Here is a 21,051-nt window from a genome sequence, read left to right as displayed (position 1 = left end):
CTTCAAACATCCATTCGACTCACCCCTCCCGCGGGACATCCACCGGGCAGCCACCGGAAGGGACGGCTGCCGTCGTCGGCCGGCATGGGCCCGCCACACCCGGCCACCCCCCGGCCATGCATCCACCCCCGCCTCTTCACCGAACGGTGGGTCCACGACACGGACGGCTGACCGCCCCCCTTCCCGGCACCGCGGGCCACGCTGTAACGTCTCTTTGATGATAGCCCGTTACATGTTCGGCGCGATCACGGCCCGAACCGGAGACGAGATGTCCGGCCCTGCCCTGCTCGTGGCCGGGCTCGCCCTGACCGGATCGCCGGTGGTCGCGTCGTGGCTGCTGGCCGGGCTCACCGCGTCGGCCGCGATCGGCGGACCCCTGCTCGGGGTGCTGCTCGACCGCGCCTTACGCCCGGGCAGGATGCTCGCCGGCTGCCTGCTGGGCTACACCGGGGGCCTGCTGGTCGTGCTGCTCGGCCTGGGCCACGTGCCCGACGCCGTGCTGATCGGCGTGGCCGTGCTCGCGGGCGTGCTCGGGCCCGCCCTGACCGGCGGCTGGACCGCCCAGCTGCCCCTCCTGATCCCGGCGGGACGCCTGGAGCGGGCCAGCGCGCTCGACGCGATCAGCTACAACGCCGCGGGGCTGGCCGGCCCGGCGGCGGTGGCGGGGGTCGCGGCCGCGTGGGACGGGCGGAGCGCGGTGGTGGTGTCGCTGGCGCTCATGGTGGCGGCGGCCCCGATCGCGTACCGGCTGCCCGGCCGCCCGGAGCGCGGGGTCCGCACCGAGGGCATCCGGCGGGAGCTGGCCGCCGGTTTCACGGCGATCGGCCGGAACGCGCCCCTCCGCCGGGCGACGGTGACCTCGATGGTCTCCTACGCCGGCGTGCCGATGTTCGTGGTCGGGGCGCCGCTGCTCGGTGGCGCGCTGGCGGGCGGGGCGGCGTACGGGGCGCTGCTGCTGGCCGTGACCGCCGGGGGCGCGCTGGCCACCAACGCCCTGCTGGCCCGGCGGCGGAGCACGTCGCCCTCCCCCGACACGATCCTGGTCTGCGCGACGCTGCTCCTCGGCGCGGCGCTCGCGCTCGCCGCCGTCGCGCCGCACCTGGCGGCGGCACGGCCCGGACCGTTCACGGGGGCGTTCGAGGTGGCGGTGCTCGCCGCGGCGCTCGCGGGCGTGGCGGAGGGGCCGCAGCTCACGGCCTTGCTGTCGGTACGGCACCGCGAGGCGCCGGCGGAGCGGCGGAGCCAGATCTTCACCACGGGCGCCAGCCTCAAGATCACATCTTTCGCGGCGGGGTCCACGATGGCGGGCCCACTGGTGGGGCACGACGTGGGCACGGCCCTGCTGGTGGGGGCGGCGCTCCAGCTGGCGGCCGTGGGCGGGTACGCGCTGCTGTCCCGCACGTCCCGCCCCTCCGGTCCCCCGACCGGAGCGGAGGACCGTGGTGGTCAGGCGCGGGAGCGGTGGGCGGCGACGCGTTCGCGGGTGGCGCAGCGGGCGCTGCAGTAGCGGCGCGGGCTGCCGCCCCCCAGGTCCAGGTACGGCCGGCGGCAGCCGGGTGAGGCGCACAGCCCGCCGGGCACCCTCTGGTGCTCGGCCAGCAGGACCGCCAGAGCCATCGCCGACGACGCCAGGAACCACTCCGCCCACGGCGCGTCGTCGCGGCTGTCCACGTGGACATGCCAGGGGCTCGTGCCGCCGTGGCTGGTGAGCCGGGGCGGCCGGGCGGTGCCGGCCAGCAGCCGGTTGAGCAGGCCGGCGGCCTCGTCCGGGCCGGGCGCGGCGAGCACCTCCACCAGCCGCTCGGCCGCCTCCCGCATCGCGGCGACGTCGTCCTCGCTGAGGTACGGGCTCATCGCCACCCCTGGACTCACCGGCTGGGCAGGCACGTCCCGGCCCACCGGCAGGTCTCCGCCGGCCGGCCCGGGACCGGCGCCGTGGACGGGGACGACCGTCTCGCCGTGGGCCCGCAGGACCGCCGCCACCGACTCGACGGACGGCCCGGCACCCGCCCCGGCGGACGGCCCGGCGCCCGGCCCGGCGGGCATCCCCGCGGGCGGTCCACCGGGCGGTCCCGCGTACAGCAGGACCGCGCACAGGTCGACCGCCCGCGCCGCCATCGCCTTGGTGGAGTGAACCTTCACGCCCGCAGCGTATGCCCCCCTCCCCCACCGCGCCGCCCTCTTCGTCACCCGCCGCAGGCGGCGAAGACGAACGTGTCCTTCAGCAGCGTGTACGTGTCCCTGATCGTCACCTTGCCGGTGCCGGAGTCGATCTGCGCGATCGTCACCGACGTCGGCTTGGTGGCGTGGTACCGCATCAGGTGCACCGTGACCTGCGACGGCCCCGTCCAGTCGACCATCTCGGCATCCCCGGCGGGCAGCTTCACCTTCAGCCGCGCCGTCACCTGGTCGTTCACCATGTCGTACAGCGCCAGCTGCTGCTTGGAGCCGCGCACGACGGCCGCCACCGTGCGCCCGTCGCCGGACAGCGCCTGCGGGCCGTTCGACGCGACGAGCTGCGGCGGCGTGACGCGGGCCAGTTCCTGCCCCGCGTCGCTGTAGGCGAGCAGGACCTGCGTCCCCTCGTCGTCCTCCGTCCCGGCGAGCACCTCGCCACCGTCGGCGCTGAAGCCCTTCAGCTCGTACGCCGCCGGGATCGTGCCGATCCGATCACCGGTCTCGGTGTCGAAGATCAGGGTGTCCCGTGGCTTCTCGGTGGTGAAGGACACGGCGAGCCTGGAGCCGTCGTCCGAGAGCTGGAGGGCCGTCTCCGCCGGGCCGGCCTTCGGCAGCGCGTTCTCCGCCGGCAGCCTGACCCCGCCCCCGAGGGTTCGGACGGCGAGGCGGCCGCTCTTGGTGAAGTACGCGATCCGCCGGCCGTCGCCGCTGACGGCGACCGGCGCGGCGACGCCCTCCACCGGCTTGCCCTTGGCGTCACGCGCGGTCGTCTGGGCGTCGGGCAGCGTGCCGCGCGCGCCGCTGTGCATCACGACGCGCCACCCGCCGCACGGCCGCGGGACGTCGTCCTTCGTCCGGCAGCCCTTGATCGAGACGTACCGGACGCTGTCCTCCCCGTGGGCCAGGTGGGCGTGCGGGGGCTCCCGCAGCGACCCCCCAGCGGCCGCAGGACCGGCGGCCTGCGCGGTAGCGGGCGCGGCCAGGACAGCGGCCAGTCCCAGGACGAGCGCCGCGGCCCCCGCCGTGGCGCGCGTTCCCCTGCCGCTCTCGGGCTTCGTGCGCCCCGTGGCGTTCCTGTTGCTCATGTCCGTCACTCTCCCGCCGCGTAGAAGGCGTACCGGCTCCTGCCGATGGAGTACGTGTCGTTCTGCCGGGCCGCGCCCGTCTCGGGGTCGGCGGTGAGCACCCGTACCACCGCCGGCCTGCCCTCGTCGTTGGCCGCCACCGTCAGGACGAGCCGCCCGTCGGCCGTCCATCGGGCCAGGTACGGCGAGGCGGACGGCTTGAGCGCCAGCTTCACCGTCTCGTGCAGCTCGCCGCTCTCCAGGTCGTAGATCCGCAGCCGCGGCGGCCGTTTCCGGTCCGTGTCGCCGTCGATCAGCACCGCGACGGTCCTGCCGTCGGCGGCCAGGGCGAGGACACTGGCGTTGGCCACCACCTGCGGCGGCGTCCGCTTGACGACGGTGCCGTCGAGCCGGTGGGCGACGAGCGTGGTGGTGTTGTCGCCGGCGTCGCGGCGGGCCAGCACCTCGTCGCCGTCGCCGCTGAATCCGAGGAGCTCGTCGGAGGCGGGCAGCTCGGTGACCTTCCCGGTGGCGACCGTGACGATCTTGCCGGGCAGGCGGACCGGGTCGTCGGAGTGGCTCACCAGGAGCCGGTCGCCGGCCGGTGAGAGGGCGAGCCACACGTCGTCGGTGCCGCTCCCCCGGGGGACGAGCGACCGGGGCAGCTCCGTGACGGGGCCGCCGCTCGCCCGCCGTATGACGAGGCGGTGGTCGCGGGCGCGCTCGTAGGCGATGACGCGGCCGTCCCCGCTGACCGCGAACCGGCCCTCGTCGGAGAGCGTCCGGCCCTTGGCGCCGGTCCGGTGGGTGGCGGCGTCGCGGACGGTGAGCGTGCGGCCGTCGCCCATGAGCAGCCGCCAGTGGCCGCAGGCGCGGGTGTCGCCGCTCTTCGGGCTCTCGCAGGACGGGATCCACGCTGCCCGCGCCGCCGGAGAGGCGGTGCCGGCGGTCGTCGCGGTGGTGGTGGCGTGGGCGGGGGGCGGCGCCAGTGCCGCCCCTCCGATGACCGCCGCGGCCAGTAATGCGGCGGATGCTGAAATGTGCCCCATGTCGGTGTTCCTTCCGTTCACCGGGTTAGATACCGGCACGGGGACTGCGGTTGGTCACAGCTCGGCCACGACCGCGGACGCCGCTACGCCAGCGGCCGCCGCCCGGCGAAGCCGAGGTCGGCGCGGTGGTACCAGCCGAGCGCCGTCTCCCCCTCGATCCAGCACAGCCGCACCGACACGCCGTCGAGCACGGCCGGGAAGTCGAGCAGGACCGGCGCGATGCCCTTGATCTCCAGGCCCCGGCCGGCCCAGCCGCTCAGGATGTCCTCGATGCGCGCCTCCAGCGCCTTGAGCTCGGGGATCCCGCCGAGGGCCGACGACCCGGAGGTGCGCCGGTCGTGGGCGATCTCGGTCATGTCGGCGCGGGCGGCGACGAGCGCGCCGGCCTCCTCGATGATCGCGGGGAGCAGTTCGCGTGCCTCGCCGGGTGTGAAGATCCTGTCCATCACGGCACGCTAACGGTTGCGCCCGTGGACCGGGCCCGTGGGCGTGGACGAGTTGGGCTCGCAGGCCGGTTCGTAGGCGTCGACGAGGAGCCGCTCGGCGTGGTCGAGATAGGCGTCGAGGAAGGACGCCGCCTCGTCCGGCCGGCCGGACTCCAGCAGCTCCAGCAGCCGGCGGTTGCGCTCGACGAACGGCTCGTGGAAGGTGCGCGGATTCTTCATGACGTGGAAGACGAGCCGCAGCTCGGCCAGGAGCTGGCACATGGCCTCGTCGAGCCTGGGACTCTGGTTGAGCGTGACGAGCGCCTGGTGGAAGCGGATGTTGGCGGTGCCGACGGCGCGCCAGTCATCGCTCGCGGCGGCCCGCTCGGCGTCGGCGACGGCCTCCCTGATCAGCCGCAGCGCCTTCGGGGTGGGGGCGCGCCGGACCGCCGCGCCCTCGATGACGCGGCGCACGCGGTAGAGGTCGGCGACGTCCTCGGCCGACAGTATCCGGACGAACACCCCCCGGTTGAGCCGGTGGTACAGCAGCCGCTCGTGGCTGAGCAGCCGGAACGCCTCCCGCAGCGTGTTGCGCGAGACGCCGAGCGCCTCGGAGATCGACTCCTCCGACAGGCGCTGGCCGGGCTCGAAGAAGCCCTCGCTGATGCGGTCGCGCAGGATGTCGGCCACGCGCTCGGCCGTGCTGCTGCGCCCCAGGCGCGAACGGTCCCGTTCGAGATCAGCAACCGCGTCGTCCACGGTGACAATTAATCATGGAACAAACCCCTTGTCGAATTGTTCAACGATCCTTACGTTGATACAAAGCCCTTCAAATCCGTGGGGAGCGAAGCGATGGCAGGCTCCACCTCACAGGCCCGGCGGGTGATCGTCGCCAGCCTGGTCGGCACGTCCCTGGAGTGGTACGACTTCTTCCTCTACACGACCGCGGCGACGCTGGTCTTCGGCAAGCTGTTCTTCCCGACCTTCGATCCCCTCAACGCCACCCTGCTCGCCCTGACCACCAACGCCGTGGCGTTCATCGCCAGGCCGCTCGGCGGCATCGTGTTCGGCCACTTCGGCGACCGGGCCGGGCGCAAGACGGTCCTCGTCGTCACCCTGCTCCTGATGGGCGTCTCGACGTTCCTCATCGGCGTGCTCCCCGGGTACCACGCCGTGGGCGTCGCCGCCCCGGTCCTCCTCGCCGTGCTCCGGTTCGTCCAGGGGTTCGGGCTGGGCGGCGAGTGGGGCGGCGCGGTCATCATGTCGCTGGAGCACGCCGACGACCGCCGCCGCGGCTTCAACGCGAGCTGGCCCCAGGTGGGCGTGCCCGCCGGGTTCGTGCTGGCCACGGCGCTGCTGACGCTGCTGTCGGCCACGATGTCGGACGCGGCGTTCCTGTCGTGGGGCTGGCGCATCCCGTTCCTGCTGTCGGGCGTGCTCGTGGCCGTCGGGCTCTGGGTGCGGCTGAAGGTGACGGAGTCGCCGCTGTTCGCCGAGCTGGAGCAGCAGGGTCAGACGGCTCGGATGCCGCTGGTCGAGGTGCTGCGCACGCACCCGCGGGCGCTGCTGTCGGCCTTCACCGCCCGCATCGGCGTGGACGTGGCCTTCTACATCTTCACCGTCTACATCCTCGTCTACGTGACCGGCCGGCTCGGCCTCCCGCGCTCCGTCGGGCTGAACGCCGTCCTCATCGCCTCCGCCCTGCAACTGGGGATGATCCCGTTCTTCGGCGCCCTGTCCGACCGCCTCGGCCGGCGCCCGGTCTACCTGGCGGGGGTCATCGGCGCGGCGATCTGGGTGTTCGTCTTCTTCCCGCTGCTCGACACGCGCTCGTTCCCGCTCATCGCGCTCGCCGCGGTCGTCGCGCTGATCACCCACGCCGCCATGTACGGGCCGCAGGCGGCGTTCATCGCCGAGTTGTTCAGCACCCGGCTGCGCTACAGCGGGGCCTCCATGGGCTACCAGGTGGCCGGGATCGTGGGCGGCGCGATCGCGCCGATCGTCGCGCTCAAGCTGCTCGACGTGTACGGCACGACGCTCGCCGTGTCGGTGTACGTGCTCGTCGCGCTGGCCATCACGGCCGTGGGCCTGGCCATCGCGCCGGAGACCCGCGACCTCGACCTGCACCGCCCCGAGGGCCTTGCCCAGCGCACCTGACGTCCCCTGTCCCTGACAGGCCCGTACTCCCCCAACCGCCGCGAAACCGCGGGCGGCGGCTGCCACCGCCGCCCGCGCGGGAGGTCCCCGGTGAGAACCGTCCTGCTCGTCATCGCCACGATCATCGCGATCCCCGCACTCGCCGGGCTCGTCACCGGGCTGGATCGCACCGACGGCGGCGAGGTCGCCGTGGTCCGCGACGGCGGCCCGTTCGACGACAACAAGGTGCGCCAGGTCATCGACCCCGCCTCCGGCCTCACCTGGACCGGCTGGTGGTCCTCCGTCCACAGCTACCCCGCCCAGCAGCGCTTCTACACGATCACCGCCGACCCCAAGCGGGCCACCACCCTCGGCGTGGACGTCGTGAAGGTGCCCAGCAGCGACGGCGTGAACCTCGGCATCGAGGGCACCCTGTACTTCACGCTCAACCTCGACCATCGGACGCTCAAGACGTTCGACGACAGGTACGGCACCCGCACCTTCCGCGCGCAGGACGGCGCGTCGCTCTACCCCTGGGACGGCGACGAGGGCTGGAGCGCCTTCTTCGGCCAGGCGGTGCGGCCCGTCATCGACAACGCGCTGCGCTCCGAGGTCGGCGCCATGCGGTGCGGCGAGCTGGTGCCGTCGTGCTCGCTGCTGGAGAGCACCGGGCTCAAGCCGCGGAGCAGCAACACCTCCCTGGTCCAGGTGCAGAACGCGGTCAACGCCTCGCTGGCCCGCGAGCTGCCCGGCACGCTGGGCGGCGACTTCCTGACCGGGCTGCGGTTCACGCTGGCCAGGGTGACGCTCCCGCCGGAGGTGCAGCAGGCCGTCGACCGGTCGCTGGCGGCCGACGCCGCCGTCTCCGAGGCCCAGGCCAAGGTGGAGCAGGCCAAGGCCGAGGCCGCGGCCAACCGGGCCCGCCAGCAGGGCTACGACGCCTGTCCGGCGTGCGCCGAGATCGAGAAGCTCAAGTCCCTGCCGCAGGGCATCACCGTGTACGCCCCGGGCAACCCGCAGTCGGTCGTCGTGCCGGCCCGCTGAGCCCTCTCCCCTCGTCCCGTCCCGGCCGCCGCGACCACGGGGGCCGCGGCGGCCGGGACGGGCGGGAAAGGCGGCCGCGCCGGGCACGGGAACGAACCGGGACGTTGTGACTTAATCGCTGCCGATTCCCAAAACACCGGGCATCCTTTGGGCATAAACTGCGCGCCTGTGAGCCTGCCTGTACGTGAACGTTCCCCCCGGCCCGGCGGCGGTCGACACCGCCGTCCGGTGCCCACGTCCCTGCCATCGGACGCCCCCGTGCTCGTGCTCGCCGCGCCGGGCGACGCCTCCGGCGTGGCCTCGGAGATCGCCGCGGTGGTGCGGGTGGACAACCCGCAGATCGAGGTGCGCCTGGCGACGGTCGCCGACCTGGCAGACTCCCTGCCCTCCGGCCGCGACGCCGTGGTGGTGCCGCTGCTGACCTGGGACGACCCGGCCGTCCTCGCCGACATCGGCAAGGCCGTGGCCGCCGGAGGCTCCGGCGCGGTCGTGGCCGAGGCGCTCGGCCCCCACCCGCTGCTGGCCGAGGCGCTGCACATCAGGCTGGCCGAGCGCGGCCTGGCCCGGGCCGACCGGGTGCGCCTGCTCAACGTCTCCAGCCCCGTCGACGCGGTCATCCTCGGGACCGCCGGCGGCGCGCGGGCCGTGCAGGCCGTCCAGGCCACGGCCGTGCTGCTCGCCTCCCGGCTCACGCTGCCGGTCGTGGCGGCGTCGCTCGACAGCGAGCCCGGCGTGACCATGGCCGCCCAGCGGCTGCGCGCCGCCGGGGCCGGGCGCCTGGCCCTCGCCCCGTGCCTGATCGGCCACGAGGTGGCCCCAGGGACGGTGGAGCGGGCCGCCGCCGAGATCGAGGCCGGCCACGCCGAGCCGCTCGGCGCGCACAGCGCCATCGCCGAGCTTGTCGCGCGAGCTTACGGGAGTCAACTCGCCACTTGACAAGGGCTTGTGGAGATCACAAAACTCGCGTTAACTTCTCTCCATGCGCCACGTGCAGTGCAACGGTGCGCGTTTGTGCCTGCGTGACGTCACGGAGGCCGACGTGGCGGCACTGCACGCCATCTACGGCGACCCCTCCGCCACGCGCTTCATGCCGTTCGGGGCCCTCACCTTCGAGCAGGTGAGGGCACTCGTCGACGAGGCACTGGAGGCGGCGGAGGCCGAGCCGCGCCGCCTGTACGTGTTCGCGGTCGAGGACGCCGACCACCACGAGGTGATCGGCGTCGCCCGGCTGCACGTCGAGACCGACCTCCCGCACAGCGCCGAGATCGGCCTCGGGCTGCGGCCCGACCAGTGGGGCCGGGGCATGGGCACCGACCTGATCCGGCTGCTGCTGTCGTTCGGCTTCAAGCGGCTCGGCCTGCACCGCGTCTGGGGCGCCCGCTCCCCCGACAACCTGCCCGCGCAGCTCGCGATGCTGACGGCCGGCATGGTCGAGGAGGGCCGCATCCGCCACCACCTGCCCACGCCTGACGGCTGGCGCGACTCCATCGTCCATTCCGCCCTGGAGGACGAGTGGACCGACCGCTGACCGGGCTCTGACGCGGCTCCGACCCTGCGCGGCTTGACGTGAAGGTGCGTCGCCGCCGGGGATTGTCGGTGGCTCCCCCTACGATGAGGCTCCTCACGGAGGGATCACAGACATGCTCGACTCGCTGATCGTGCCCCTGTTCGTCACGACGGACCTGCCGCCGAGCGCCGACCTGGCCGAGTTCGGCACGCTGCTCGCCGAGACGGCGCGCACGCTCGACCATGACGGCGTGAGCTACGAGGCGTTCCTCGCCGGCAAGGTGTTCTGGCTCGACAGCCCCGTGCCCACCCGGCAGGAGGCCGTCGCCGAGGTCGAGCAGCGCTTCGCCGCCCTGCTGGGCTACCTCGCCGCCTCCGGCCCCGGCCACACGACCCGCGGCGTGGTCGCCGACGTGCGCCGGGCGATCTCCGCGGCGGTCACCGGCCGCTACGGCGACGCGGGCGTCGCTCCGGCCGTGTTCGCCATCCGCGACCGCGACGTGCGCGAGCGCACCCCCGACACCGCCCTCTACGTCGACACCCGCGACGCCGTCCCCGACCTGGTCACGGCCACCCGCTCCTACCTGTGAGGCGGCCCTGTCAGGCGGCCCTGTCAGGCGGCCCTGTCAGGCGGCCCTGTGAGGCAGTTCTCCGAGGCGGGCCCGTGACGCAGGCGGGTGGGGCAGGCCGGTGGGGCAGGCCGGTGCGGCGGGCCCGTGAGGCGGAGCGGCCGCCGGTCAAGTCCTCGTACAGACCTGGCGGCCGACGGTGACATCAGCCGTGGCGCGGGTAGTCCGGATTCATGCTTTTTGGGAAAGAACACGTTCAGCGCTATCAGGAGACCAACGGCGCGGAAGGCCACGACTGGAACAACACGACCGTCCTCCTCCTGACGACGAAGGGCCGCCGCACCGGCCGCCCGTACACGACGCCGCTCATCTACCAGAAGCACGGAGACGCCTACGTCGTGGTGGCCTCCAAGGGCGGCGACCCCGACCACCCCGACTGGTACAAGAACCTCGACGCCACTCCCGAGGTGGAGGTGCAGGTCATGGGCGACAAGTTCAAGGCCCGGGCGCACACCGCCATCGAGGAGGAGAAGCCCGAGCTGTGGTCCATCATGACCCGGACCTGGCCGGACTACGACGAGTACCAGACGAAGACCGACCGTCCGATCCCGGTCGTGGTCCTGGAGCCGCTGCGCTGACACCCGCGCCGGAAGAGCTCCGCGAGGACGGAACGAGGAGACGGTCCCCGTTCGTTGGCCGGGCATGGCTGACATTCCCTATGATCGGAAAGAACAGCTCAGGCAGATCGAGAGCGGTCTCCTGCCCGGCGAGCGGATCGTCGCCGTCTACGACGCGATCGGGGCGGGCACCGGCTTCCTCGGCCTCACCGACCGCCGCGTGATCGTGCAGGACAAGTCGTTCGTGGGCAAGCGGGTGGCGCTCACGAGCATCCCCTACGGCAAGATCTCCGCGGTGAGCGTGGTGAGCAACAAGTCGTTCGCGGGCGGGTTCTTCTCGTCCGGGGCGATCGCCATCCACGTCGGGACGCACACGTACGAGGTGGACTTCCGCGGCGAGAACAAGGCGCACCACGTCCACGACGTGATCCTCCACCACATCTCCCAGGGCTGACGCCCGCGGCGGCGCCCGGACCCCGGCGGGCCCGGGCGCCGTCACGTCACGCGCCGGGGGCCGTCCCGGCGACCGACGCGTACAGCTTCAGGGTGCGCTCGGCGATGCGCTCCCACGAGAAGTGCTCGACCGCCCGCGCCCGCCCCGCCTCGCCCATCCGGCGCGCCCGCTCAGGGTCGCCCAGCAGGGAGTTGACCCGCTCGGCGAAGTCGGCGGCGAAGCGCTCCGGGTCGTGCGGCACCCCGTCGGCGCCCTGGTCGATCGGCACGAGCAGCCCGGTCTCGGCGTCGGCGACCACCTCGGGGATGCCGCCCGTGGCCGTGGCGACGACGGCCGTCTCGCAGGCCATGGCCTCCAGGTTGACGATGCCCATGGGCTCGTACACCGACGGGCACACGAACACCGTGGCGTGCGTCAGGAGCTGGATCACCTCGGGCTTGGGCAGCATCTCGGAGATCCACACCACGCCCTCGCGCTCACGTTCGAGGTCGCGGACCAGGCCGGTGACCTCGGCGGCGATCTCCGGCGTGTCGGGCGCGCCGGCGCAGAGCACGAGCTGCGCGCCGGGGTCGAGGGACCGCGCCGCGTGCAGGAGGTGGACCAGGCCCTTCTGCCGGGTGATGCGGCCGACGAAGACGACGTACGGCTTGGCGGGGTCGACGCCGTGCTTCTTCAGCACCGCGTCGTCCCGGTCGGGGGCGTACTCGGCCGTGTCGATGCCGTTGTGGATCACGCTGACCCGCTCCGGCGGGATCTCCGGGTAGGCGGCCAGCACGTCGCGCCGCATGCCGTCCGAGACGGCGACCACCGCGTCGGCGGCTGCCAGGGCGGTGCGCTCGGCCCACGAGGAGATCGTGTAGCCGCCGCCGAGCTGCTCGGCCTTCCACGGGCGCAGCGGTTCGAGGCTGTGCGTGGTGACGACGTGTGGCACTCCGTACAGGAGCTTGGCGACATGTCCCGCGAAATTGGCGTACCAGGTGTGGGAGTGGACCACGTCGGCGCCCTCGCAGGCGGCGGCCATCTCCAGGTCGACGCCCAGCACCTGGAGCGCCGCGTTGGCCGACTCCAGCCCTGCGGGCACCCGGTAGGCGGAGACCCCCGGCTCGTCGCGCCGCGCGCCGAAGCACCGCACCCGGACATCGGCCAGGCGGCGCAACCGGCTCGCCAGGTACTCCATGTGAACTCCGGCACCGCCGTACACCTCTGGCGGATACTCCCGGCTGAGCAGATCAACGCGCATGGGACGACCTTACGAGCATCCCGCCCATCCGGGACACACCGGTGCGCGACTCGCCGCTTGCCGCCCTGTTGCGGGACGACCCCGCGGATCGTCCGGGCAGCTCAGCAAGGAGAAATCGCCAAAATCTGGAGAAAAGTAACACTCCGGTACGAGGTCACGTCGATAGATCGGCTCATAGGGGGTAGCGTCCTGGTCATGAGGTCCCGGAGGGTGCTTGCGGTCGTGCTGGCAGGTGGCGAGGGGAAGAGGCTCATGCCTCTGACGGCGGACCGGGCGAAACCGGCCGTCCCGTTCGGCGGGATGTACCGTCTGATCGACTTCGTCCTGTCCAACCTGGCCAACGGCGGTTACCTGCAGATCGTCGTACTGACCCAGTACAAGAACCACAGTCTCGACCGCCACGTCTCACGCACCTGGCGGCTGACGGCCATGCTCGGCAACTACGTCACGCCGGTGCCGGCACAGCAGCGGCTCGGCCCGCGCTGGTTCTCCGGCTCGGCCGACGCGCTGTACCAGAACCTGAACCTCATCTACGACGAGATGCCCGACCACGTCATCGTGTTCGGCGCCGACCACATCTACCGGATGGATCCCCGGCAGATGGTCGAGCAGCACGAGGACTCCGGCGCGGACGTCACGGTCGCGGCCATCAGGCAGCCGATCTCCCTGGCCGACCAGTTCGGCGTCATCGAGACCGACCCGCAGGGCCGGCGCATCGTGGCGTTCCGGGAGAAGCCGAAGGACGCGGTCGGCCTCGCCGACTCGCCCGACGAGGTGTTCGCCTCGATGGGCAACTACGTCTTCCGGACCCAGGCCATGATCGACGCCCTGCGCGAGGACGCGCTCGACCCGACGAGCAAGCACGACCTCGGCGGCAACATCATCCCGATGATGGTCAAGTCGGGCGGAGCCGACGTCTACGACTTCGCCAACAACGTGGTGCCGGGCTCCACCGAGCGCGATCGGGGCTACTGGCGCGACGTGGGAACGCTCGACGCCTACTACGAGGCCCACATGGACCTCATCTCGGCGCACCCGATCTTCAACCTGTACAACGACAAGTGGCCGATCCACACCGGCCACGACCCGCTGCCACCGGCGAAGTTCGTGCACAACGACGGCGACCGGGTGGGCCGGGCGATCGACTCGCTCGTGTCCCCGGGCGTGATCGTCTCGGGCGGCACGGCCATCCGGTCGATCCTGTCGCCCAAGGTCGTGCTGCACTCCCACTCGCTGGTGGAGGACTCCGTCCTCATGGAGAACGTCAAGGTGGGCAGGGGCGCCATCGTCCGGCGGGCGATCATCGACAAGAACGTGGTCATCCCCGACGGGGCGCGCATCGGCTTCGACCTGGACTACGACCGCACCCGCTTCGCGCTGACGCGCGGCGGCGTCGTGGTCATCGGCAAGAACGAGATCGTGGAGCGCTGACCCGCGCCCGGATCGCGAAGGAAGTGTGGCCTCGGGCCGGGCTGGCGTGGGGCCGTGCCCGAGGCTGGGGCCGCCGTCCGGCCGGGGGGCGCCATTCCCGCCGGTCAGACCGTGACCCGTGGATCATCCGGATGTCGTCCACGGTAGCCAGGTGATCGCCGGGGGTGCCACCCATTAACCGGCCGCGTCAGCCGTGGCGGCGGGCGCGGAAGTGCGCCGCCTTCGCGCGGTTGCCGCATTCGCGCATGTCGCACCAGCGGCGGCCGTTGCCCCGCGAGGTGTCCACGTACAGCCGGGTGCAGACGTCGGCGCCGCACTCCTTGATCCGCGCGGCGTGCGGGCCGCCGAGCAGCTCCACCGCCTGCCGGGCGACCGTCGACAGGACGGCCGCGAGGTCGCCGCCGCGCTCGATGCGCCCGTCGGCGCCGATCGCGACCCGGACGGGAGGCCCGGCGGCGACCCGGTTGACCAGCTCGCGGTCGCCGGGGAGAGCCGTGCCGGCAGCCAGGCGGTAGACGGCCTCGCGCAGCTGCCTGGCGGCGGCCAGCCCGTCCGGCGTGACCTCGCAGGGCCGGTCGAGAATGCCGGCCTCCACGGCCCAGATCTCCAGGTCGGCGGGGCTCTCCAGCATCTCGCGCCGGTCCGCCCGCCGGTGCTGGACCGTGCCGGCCAGGTCGAGGCCGAGGTTGCCGCTGACGAAGGTGAAGCCTGCCACACCCTCATCATAACCACCTTGACAGGTTATGAGAAGGGCGAGCACAGTGAAGTAACCGTGCTGAGTGGTTATGTGGGGAGCGGACCTGTGGCCGTCCAGGTGACGAGGACAGAGACGACACGGACAGATTCAACGAGGGCGGAGAGCCGGGCGAAGGCGCCGGCCCTCCTGCCGTCCCTGTTCGTGGTGATGTGGAGCAGCGCGTTCGTGGCCGGCCTGATCGGGGTGGGCGCCGCGCCGCCGCTGCTGCTGACGTTCGCCCGGTTCGCGCTGGCCGGGCTGCTGCTGGGCGGGTACGCGCTGGCGGTGCGGGCCCCGTGGCCGCGCGGGCGGCGCCTCGCGCACGTGGTGGTGGCCGGGCTGCTGGTCCAGGTGGTGCAGTTCGGCGCGTTCTACTCGGCGCTCGGCCTGGGCGTCCCGGCGGCGGTGATCGCGCTCGTGCAGGGGCTGAGCCCCATGGCCGTCGCGCTGCTCGCCGGGCGGGCGCTGGGCGAGCGGATGAGCCCCGTCCGGTGGGCCGGGTTCGGGCTCGGCGCCGCCGGGGTGGGCCTGGCCGTGGCCGACAGGGTGAGCTTCTCCCCCGCCGCGTTGGCGCTGTGCGCGGTCGGGCTGCTGGGGCTGAGCGCGGGCACGGTGTACCAGAAGCGCTTCGCCGCCGACATGGACGTGCGCACGGGGACGGCGGTGCAGTTCCTGGCCGGGGCGCCGCTGATGGGACTGGGCGCGCTGCTGCTGGAGACGCCGCGGGTGGGCGACTGGGGCGCGTTCGGCGGCGCGGTGGCCTGGCTCGTGCTGGTAAACTCGATCGGCGCGTTCCTCCTGCTCAACACCATGCTGCGGGACGCGCCGGCGAGCCGGGTGAGCACGATGTTCTTCCTCACCCCCGCGGTGACGGCCGTCATGGCGTGGCTCGTCGCCGGGCAGTCGCTGCACCCGCTCGCGGTGGCCGGCCTGGCCGTGGGCGGCGCCGGAGTGCTCCTGGCCGCGCGCCGCTGAGGTCAGCGCTGCTGGGTGCCCGGCTTGGGGGCGGGGGCGCCGGAGTCGGAGAGCCGATCACCGGCGAGCTCGGCGCCCAGCTCGGCGGTCCACGGCACGCCGGCGCGGGTCTCGGGCGTCTCGACCCGGAAGCGCGGCAGCGCCTCGGGGAAGTTCTCCCTGATGTAGGTGACCATGTGCTCGCGGACGTCGCACTTGAGGTCCCAGGCGGAGGGCGAGTCGGCGGCGCTCATCAGGGCGCGCAACTCAACCAGGCCGTTCGGCAGGACGTCGGTGACCTGGAGCGTCCAGTCCTTCTGGTCCCACAGCGGGTTGCTCTGGATGAACGCGTACAGCTCGTCACGCAGCTTCTGGACCGGGACCGACCAGTCCACCCGCAGGAACACCACGGCGACGACCCGGCTGCCGTGCCGGGTCCAGTTCTCGAACATGTTCTGCGTGAAGTACGAGACGGGCAGCACCAGCCGCCGCTCGTCCCAGAGCCGGACCACCACGTACGTCAGCGTCAGCTCCTCGATGCGGCCCCACTCGTCGCCCACCACCACGACGTCGTCGAGGCGCAGCGCGTCGCTGAAGGCGAGCTGGAGACCGGCCAGCGCGTTGCCGATCGTGGGCTGGGCGGCGATGCCGACCACCGCGCCGGCGATGCCCGCGGAGGCGAGCAGCCCGGCGCCCAGCGCCCGCACCTGCGGGAACGAGAACAGCATCGCGCCGAGGGCGACCACGATGATGGTCACGGCGGCGATCCGGCGGACCAGCGCGATCTGCGTCATGATCCGCCGGGCCCGCCGGTTGCGCTCGCCCTCGACCCGCACCAGCCGTTCGAGCACCACGTCCGTCAGCGCGTAGCTGGCCTGGACGATCAGCCAGGTGACGGAGGCGATCGTGACCAGCCCCAGGCCCCGCTCCACGGTCGCGGCGAGCTGCTGCTCGCGCGGGCTGTCGCCGAACATGCCCGGTCCGAACACGAGGTTGCACGCCACCACCGCGGCCACCGCGAACGCCGCCCAGGTGCAGTGCTCCACCAGGTGCCCGGCGAGCGACCACTTGCGCCCGGCCCGTTTCAGGAGCCGGCGCGTGACCTCCACCAGGAGGATCGCGCCTACGACGGAGACGGCCAGGATGGGCCACTCGGCCGGCGACTGCACGTGTCATGCCCCCAATGTCTTAAAAGGTCTCGTCGAAACTCACATTGCCCTCAACCGCCACCTGATAAGCAGAGACCCGGCGTTCGAAGAAGTTCGCCAGCTCCTGCACGTCCTGGAGCTCCATGAACGCGAACGGGTTGGCGGTGCCGTACCTCGTCGGCAGGCCCAGGCGGGCCAGCCGCTGGTCCGCGACGTATTCAAGGTACTCGCGCATCTGGTCCGCGGTCATCCCCGGCATGCCATCGCCGCACAGATCGCGGGCGAAGGCCAGCTCGGCGGTGACCGCCTCCTCCAGCATCGCGGTGACCTGCTTGCCCAGCTCGTCGTCGAACAGCTCGGGCTCCTCGGCCCGGACGGTGTCGACGACGCTGAACGCGAACTCCATGTGCATGGACTCGTCGCGGAACACCCAGTTCGTCCCCGTGGCCAGGCCGCCGAGCAGCCCCCGGGACCGGAACCAGTACACGTACGCGAACGCGCCGTAGAAGAACAGCCCCTCGATACAGGCGGCGAAGCAGATGAGGTTGAGCAGGAACTGCCGGCGCTCGGCGGCCGTCTCCAGCCGCTGGAGTCCGTTGATCGAGTCGATCCACCGGAAGCAGAACTCCGCCTTGTCGCGGATCGACGGGATGTGCTCGATCGCCGCGAACGCCTTGACCCGCTCGTCGAGGTCGGGCAGGTAGGTGTCGAGCAGCGTCAGGTAGAACTGCACGTGCACGGCCTCCTCGAACAGCTGCCTGCTCAGGTACAGGCGCGCCTCGGGGGCGTTGACGTGCTGGTAGAGGTTGAGCACGAGGTTGTTGGCGACGATCGAGTCGCCGGTGGCGAAGAAGGCGACCAGCCGGTTGATCAGGTGGCGCTCCTGGGGCGTCATCTTCGCCAGGTCGGCGAGGTCGTTGTGCAGGTCGACCTCCTCGACCGTCCAGGTGTTGCGGATGGCGGCCCGGTACCGCTCGTAGAAGTCGGGGTAGCGCATGGGGCGCAGTGTCAGGTCCATTCCCGGGTCGAGCAGCATGTGATGTCTCCGTGTGAGAGGGGTGGGGCGGCGGGGCCTACTGGCAGGCTTCGCAGACGTCGGGGTTCTCCAGCGAGCAGGCGATCGCCGCGCTCGTGTCCTCCGAGGGGGCGGGAAGGCCGGGCACGGGCGCGGCCGGCACCGTGGTCTGCGCGATCCGCGTGGCGGGCCGCGAGCGCAGGTAGTACGTGGTCTTCAGGCCCTTCTTCCAGGCGTAGGCGTACATCGACGAGAGCTTGCCGATGGTCGGGCTGGCCATGAAGAGGTTGAGCGACTGCGACTGGTCGATGTACGGCTGGCGGGCCGCGGCCAGGTCGATGAGGGCCTTCTGCGGCAGCTCCCAGGCGGTCCGGTACAGGCTCCGGAGGTCGTCCGGGACGCCGGGGACGTCCTGGACCGAGCCGTCGGCCCGCTTGATGGCGTCGCGCATCGCCTGCGTCCACAGTCCGCGCGCCTGGAGGTCGGCCACCAGGTAGCGGTTGACCTGGAGGAACTCGCCGGACAGCGTCTCGCGCTTGAAGACGTTCGACACCTGCGGCTCGATGCACTCGTAGCAGCCGGCGATCGACGCGATCGTCGCCGTCGGCGCGATGGCGATCATCAGCGAGTTGCGCAGCCCCGTCCCGGCGATCTTCTCGCGGAGCGCGTCCCAGCGCGGCGAGGCGGCGGCGCCGGCGTAGTGGTCGGGGTGCAGCACTCCCCCGGCCGCGCGGGTGTCGCCGTACGAGGGGTGCCGGCCGCGCTCGGCGGCGAGGTCGGCGGAGGTGTCGTAGGCGGCCAGCGCGATCTCCTCGGCGATCCGGGTGGACAGCTCCAGCGCCTCGGGCGAGTCGAACGGCAGGCGCAGCGTGAAGAACACGTCGGCCAGCCCCATCACGCCGAGCCCGATGGGCCGCCAGCGCCGGTTGGCCGCCTCCGCCTCGGGCGTCGGGTAGAAGCCGAGGTCGATGGTGCGGTCGAGGAAGCGCACGGCGGTCCGCACGGTGTCGCGCAGCCGCTCCCAGTCCAGGTCGGCGCCGTCGCGCAGGTGCGCGGCCAGGTTGACCGACCCGAGGTTGCAGACGGCGGTCTCGGCGTCGCTGGTGACCTCCAGGATCTCGGTGCACAGGTTGGACAGGTGGATGACGTTCTCCGGCCGGGCGGTCTGGTTGGAGGTGCGGTTGGCCGCGTCCTTGAAGGTCATCCAGCCGTTGCCGGTCTGCGCGAGCGTGCGCATCATCCGCCCGTACAGGGTGCGGGCGGGGATCCGCCTGACGTGCAGGCCCTGCGCCTCGTAGGCGCGGTAGGCCCGGTCGAACGCCTCGCCGTACAGGTCGGTCAGGTCCGGCACGTCCTTCGGGTCGAACAGCGACCACGGCTCGTCGGCCTCGACCCGGCGCATGAACTCGTCCGGCACCCAGTTGGCGAGGTTGAGGTTGTGCGTGCGGCGGGCGTCCTCGCCGGTGTTGTCGCGCAGCTCCAGGAACTCCTCGACGTCGGCGTGCCAGGTCTCCAGGTAGACGCAGGCGGCGCCCTTGCGCCGGCCGCCCTGGTTGACCGCGGCGACGGACGAGTCCAGCGTGCGCAGCCAGGGGACGATGCCGTTGGAGTGCCCGTTGGTGCCCCGGATGAGCGAGCCGCGGGAGCGGACCCGGGTCCAGGCGATGCCGATGCCCCCGGCGTACTTCGACAGCCGGGCGACCTGCCCGTACCTGTCGTAGATGGCCTCCAGCTCGTCGCGCGGCGAGTCGAGCAGGAAGCACGACGAGAGCTGCGGCCGGCGCGCGCCCGAGTTGAACAGCGTCGGCGAGCTCGGCAGGTACGACAGGGTGCTCATGAGGGCGTACAGCTCGGCCGCCTCGGCCACGGTGGCGGACAGACCGCAGGCCACGCGCAGCAGGAAGTGCTGCGGGCGCTCCAGCACGGCGCGGGTCTCCGGGTGGCGCAGCAGGTAGCGGTCGTAGACCGTGCGCAGGCCGAAGTACTCGAAGCGGTCGTCGGCGTCGGCCGGCACCAGCGCGTCCAGCTCGGCGGCGTGGGCGGCGACGAACGCCGCCAGCTCGTCCTGCACCAGCCCGGCCGCGTGGGTGGCGGCGACGGAGTCGGAGAACGACAGCACGCCGCAGGCGGCGGCCTCGGCGGCGATCTCCTCGGCCAGCAGCCGGGCGGCGACCCGGGAGTTGGCCGGGTCGGCGATCACCCGCGCGGCCGCCTCCTCGATGGCCAGCCGCCGGTCACCCTCAACGATGGTCGTCACGTGCTCTCTCCTCGCGAGCTCGCCCCGGCGAGGGCGCACGAGAGCACGGCGGCGCGGGGTGTCCCCGGCCGCGACGGCCCCCGGGCCCTCCCTCGAGGCCCTGGACAGGTCCAGCCGGTGGTCCCCCGGCACTCGCTGGCAGGTCTTCGGGCTCGCGGGCAGGCGCGCGTGACCGATCACGCGTTCCTACGCGTACGATCACCCGCTCGGTCCTACTGGCCGTCGCTTCCCGGATCGCTCCAGTGCTCTGTGACGGCGGTCGTTCCCGCTCACCGCTGCGGGGCAGCCCCGGAATCGCACCGGGTTCCCTTTTGCTCCGCCCCGAGGGGCGAACCAGCGACGAGCAGGATCCTACATCTAGTGGCCGTCGGCGCAACTACCGCTGCATGTTGTGCCGGTCGTGTTGACGAGCCCGAGATCGCGGAGCACTCCGCGGGTGCGGCCGATCTCCGTGCCCAGCCAGAGCGCGAAGTCGTCGCCGAAGAGCGGCAGGGCGCTCCAGCCGCGCCTGCGGCAGACCTCGCGCCACGGGGCCGAGCGGGAGACGGCCTCGCACATCTCCAGTGCCGCGTCGCGCGTGTCGCCGGACATGCCGTGCGGCCCGACCGCCGCGCACCAGGCGGCGAAGTCGACGCGCACGCCGCTCTCCAGCAGGCTGGGGGCGTCGATCCCGTCGACGCGGTGCGCGCAGGAGACCGCCAGCGCCTTGAAGCGGCCCGTGCGGATGTCGTGGCGCCAGTCGGCCAGGGTGCCGGCGGCGGCCGCCGCCTTGCCGCCGAGCAGGGCCTCGGCCACGTCCTCGCTGCTCGGGTAACCGGTGTAGACGACCTGCCGCGTGTCCGCGCCGAGGCCCCGCGCGACCAGGCCGAACAGCAGATGGTCGGGCTCGCCCCGCGGCCCGCCGGCGAGCATGGTCTCGCCCGGCCGGGCCAGCAGGTGAGCGCCGAAGTCGTCGAAGTCGCGGAACTTCGAGGCCGCCGGCACGACCACGACCTCGATCTCCCCGGCGAGCCGGGCCAGCGGGGTGGCGGTGTCGAGGAGGGTCGGCCCGTCGTTGAGCGCGGCGGCGGCCAGGGCCGGCAGGCCGGTGACGGTGATGCGCGTGGCCTCGCCCTCGCGCGACACGGCGAACCCGGCGTCCCAGGCGGCGGTGCCCAGGGCCTGGGCCACGCGCGTCCACCGCTCGCCGCCGGGCACGATGGCGAACCTGCCGCGCACGCCCCGGCCG

21 protein-coding genes and 1 riboswitch are annotated in these 21,051 nt (G+C 72.6%); of the genes, 10 read left to right on the top strand and 11 right to left on the bottom strand.

Going from position 1 to position 21,051, the window contains the following annotated elements; translation table 11 throughout:
• Window positions 1–217 precede the first annotated feature (217 nt).
• On the top strand, window positions 218–1,507 hold the full coding sequence (locus ABZS51_RS33975; RefSeq protein ID WP_355449836.1) for an MFS transporter: 1,290 nt from the start codon (window positions 218–220) through the stop codon (window positions 1,505–1,507).
• On the opposite strand, the gene ABZS51_RS33970 is transcribed toward ABZS51_RS33975, so the two are convergent.
• From ABZS51_RS33970 to ABZS51_RS33950, 5 genes are all read right to left on the bottom strand, one after another.
• Window positions 1,447–2,142: a CGNR zinc finger domain-containing protein gene (locus tag ABZS51_RS33970; protein ID WP_355449833.1), complete on the bottom strand. Its 696-nt coding sequence runs from the start codon at window positions 2,140–2,142 to the stop codon at window positions 1,447–1,449. The genes ABZS51_RS33975 and ABZS51_RS33970 overlap by 61 nt on opposite strands.
• Before the next feature lie 44 nt (window positions 2,143–2,186).
• Window positions 2,187–3,263 carry a hypothetical protein gene (locus tag ABZS51_RS33965; protein ID WP_355449830.1) on the bottom strand — a complete coding sequence of 359 codons (1,077 nt, stop codon included), beginning with the start codon at window positions 3,261–3,263 and terminating at the stop codon, window positions 2,187–2,189.
• 5 nt (window positions 3,264–3,268) lie between these two features.
• Entirely contained in the window at window positions 3,269–4,291 is a 1,023-nt protein-coding gene (locus tag ABZS51_RS33960) for a hypothetical protein (protein ID WP_355449827.1), read from the bottom strand.
• Window positions 4,292–4,374: 83 nt separating this feature from the next.
• Window positions 4,375–4,737, bottom strand: a complete 363-nt coding sequence (locus ABZS51_RS33955) for a DUF2203 domain-containing protein (protein WP_355449824.1) — start codon at window positions 4,735–4,737, stop codon at window positions 4,375–4,377.
• Window positions 4,738–4,746: 9 nt separating this feature from the next.
• Window positions 4,747–5,475: a GntR family transcriptional regulator gene (locus ABZS51_RS33950; RefSeq protein WP_355449821.1), complete on the bottom strand. Its 729-nt coding sequence runs from the start codon at window positions 5,473–5,475 to the stop codon at window positions 4,747–4,749.
• Between the two features lie 93 nt (window positions 5,476–5,568).
• Between ABZS51_RS33950 and ABZS51_RS33945 the strand changes: the two genes are divergently transcribed.
• From ABZS51_RS33945 to ABZS51_RS33915, 7 genes are all read left to right on the top strand, one after another.
• On the top strand, window positions 5,569–6,873 hold the full coding sequence (locus ABZS51_RS33945) for an MFS transporter (protein WP_355449818.1): 1,305 nt from the start codon (window positions 5,569–5,571) through the stop codon (window positions 6,871–6,873).
• Window positions 6,874–6,963: 90 nt separating this feature from the next.
• Window positions 6,964–7,896 (top strand): SPFH domain-containing protein, encoded by a 933-nt coding sequence (locus ABZS51_RS33940; protein ID WP_310711060.1) that lies wholly within the window; start codon window positions 6,964–6,966, stop codon window positions 7,894–7,896.
• A gap of 228 nt (window positions 7,897–8,124) precedes the next feature.
• Entirely contained in the window at window positions 8,125–8,832 is a 708-nt protein-coding gene (locus ABZS51_RS33935) for a hypothetical protein (RefSeq protein ID WP_355449814.1), read from the top strand.
• Between the two features lie 43 nt (window positions 8,833–8,875).
• Window positions 8,876–9,424 carry a GNAT family protein gene (locus ABZS51_RS33930; protein WP_310711062.1) on the top strand — a complete coding sequence of 183 codons (549 nt, stop codon included), beginning with the start codon at window positions 8,876–8,878 and terminating at the stop codon, window positions 9,422–9,424.
• Window positions 9,425–9,536: 112 nt separating this feature from the next.
• Window positions 9,537–9,992 carry a hypothetical protein gene (locus ABZS51_RS33925; protein WP_310711063.1) on the top strand — a complete coding sequence of 152 codons (456 nt, stop codon included), beginning with the start codon at window positions 9,537–9,539 and terminating at the stop codon, window positions 9,990–9,992.
• 212 nt (window positions 9,993–10,204) lie between these two features.
• Window positions 10,205–10,609, top strand: a complete 405-nt coding sequence (locus tag ABZS51_RS33920; RefSeq protein WP_355449809.1) for a nitroreductase family deazaflavin-dependent oxidoreductase — start codon at window positions 10,205–10,207, stop codon at window positions 10,607–10,609.
• Between the two features lie 64 nt (window positions 10,610–10,673).
• Entirely contained in the window at window positions 10,674–11,042 is a 369-nt protein-coding gene (locus ABZS51_RS33915; protein WP_310711065.1) for a PH domain-containing protein, read from the top strand.
• A gap of 46 nt (window positions 11,043–11,088) precedes the next feature.
• Here the strand turns inward: ABZS51_RS33915 and glgA are convergent, their stop codons facing one another.
• Window positions 11,089–12,282, bottom strand: coding sequence for a glycogen synthase (gene glgA, locus ABZS51_RS33910; RefSeq protein WP_355449806.1), 1,194 nt, complete (start codon window positions 12,280–12,282; stop codon window positions 11,089–11,091).
• Between the two features lie 195 nt (window positions 12,283–12,477).
• Here glgA and glgC point away from each other — a divergent pair, with 195 nt between their 5' ends.
• The gene (gene glgC, locus ABZS51_RS33905; RefSeq protein WP_355449804.1) at window positions 12,478–13,713 is read left to right on the top strand and encodes a glucose-1-phosphate adenylyltransferase; all 1,236 of its coding nucleotides are present in this window, start codon (window positions 12,478–12,480) and stop codon (window positions 13,711–13,713) included.
• Between the two features lie 187 nt (window positions 13,714–13,900).
• Here glgC and ABZS51_RS33900 read toward each other — a convergent pair whose 3' ends face one another.
• Window positions 13,901–14,428, bottom strand: coding sequence for an ABATE domain-containing protein (locus ABZS51_RS33900; RefSeq protein ID WP_355449801.1), 528 nt, complete (start codon window positions 14,426–14,428; stop codon window positions 13,901–13,903).
• A 189-nt stretch (window positions 14,429–14,617) separates the two neighbouring features.
• Between ABZS51_RS33900 and ABZS51_RS33895 the strand changes: the two genes are divergently transcribed.
• Window positions 14,618–15,424, top strand: coding sequence for an EamA family transporter (locus tag ABZS51_RS33895; protein ID WP_355449873.1), 807 nt, complete (start codon window positions 14,618–14,620; stop codon window positions 15,422–15,424).
• A 2-nt stretch (window positions 15,425–15,426) separates the two neighbouring features.
• Here ABZS51_RS33895 and ABZS51_RS33890 read toward each other — a convergent pair whose 3' ends face one another.
• The 4 genes from ABZS51_RS33890 to ABZS51_RS33875 all read right to left on the bottom strand — a co-directional run.
• A complete protein-coding gene (locus ABZS51_RS33890; protein WP_355449798.1) occupies window positions 15,427–16,572 on the bottom strand; it encodes a mechanosensitive ion channel domain-containing protein in 1,146 nt (381 codons plus the stop codon).
• A gap of 19 nt (window positions 16,573–16,591) precedes the next feature.
• The gene (locus ABZS51_RS33885) at window positions 16,592–17,587 is read right to left on the bottom strand and encodes a ribonucleotide-diphosphate reductase subunit beta (protein WP_355449795.1); all 996 of its coding nucleotides are present in this window, start codon (window positions 17,585–17,587) and stop codon (window positions 16,592–16,594) included.
• Between the two features lie 37 nt (window positions 17,588–17,624).
• Window positions 17,625–19,823, bottom strand: a complete 2,199-nt coding sequence (locus ABZS51_RS33880; protein ID WP_355449792.1) for a ribonucleoside-diphosphate reductase subunit alpha — start codon at window positions 19,821–19,823, stop codon at window positions 17,625–17,627.
• Window positions 19,824–19,942: 119 nt separating this feature from the next.
• Window positions 19,943–20,176: riboswitch (cobalamin riboswitch) on the bottom strand.
• 4 nt (window positions 20,177–20,180) lie between these two features.
• On the bottom strand, window positions 20,181–21,051 hold an 871-nt coding region (locus ABZS51_RS33875), incomplete at its 5' end, for a tripartite tricarboxylate transporter substrate-binding protein (protein WP_355449789.1).

Origin of the sequence: Nonomuraea sp. NPDC005501 (assembly GCF_040605905.1) — a bacterium.
Lineage (GTDB): Bacteria > Actinomycetota > Actinomycetes > Streptosporangiales > Streptosporangiaceae > Nonomuraea.
Note: the sequence above shows the minus strand (reverse complement) of the source record. Positions and strands in the feature narration are given on the sequence as shown.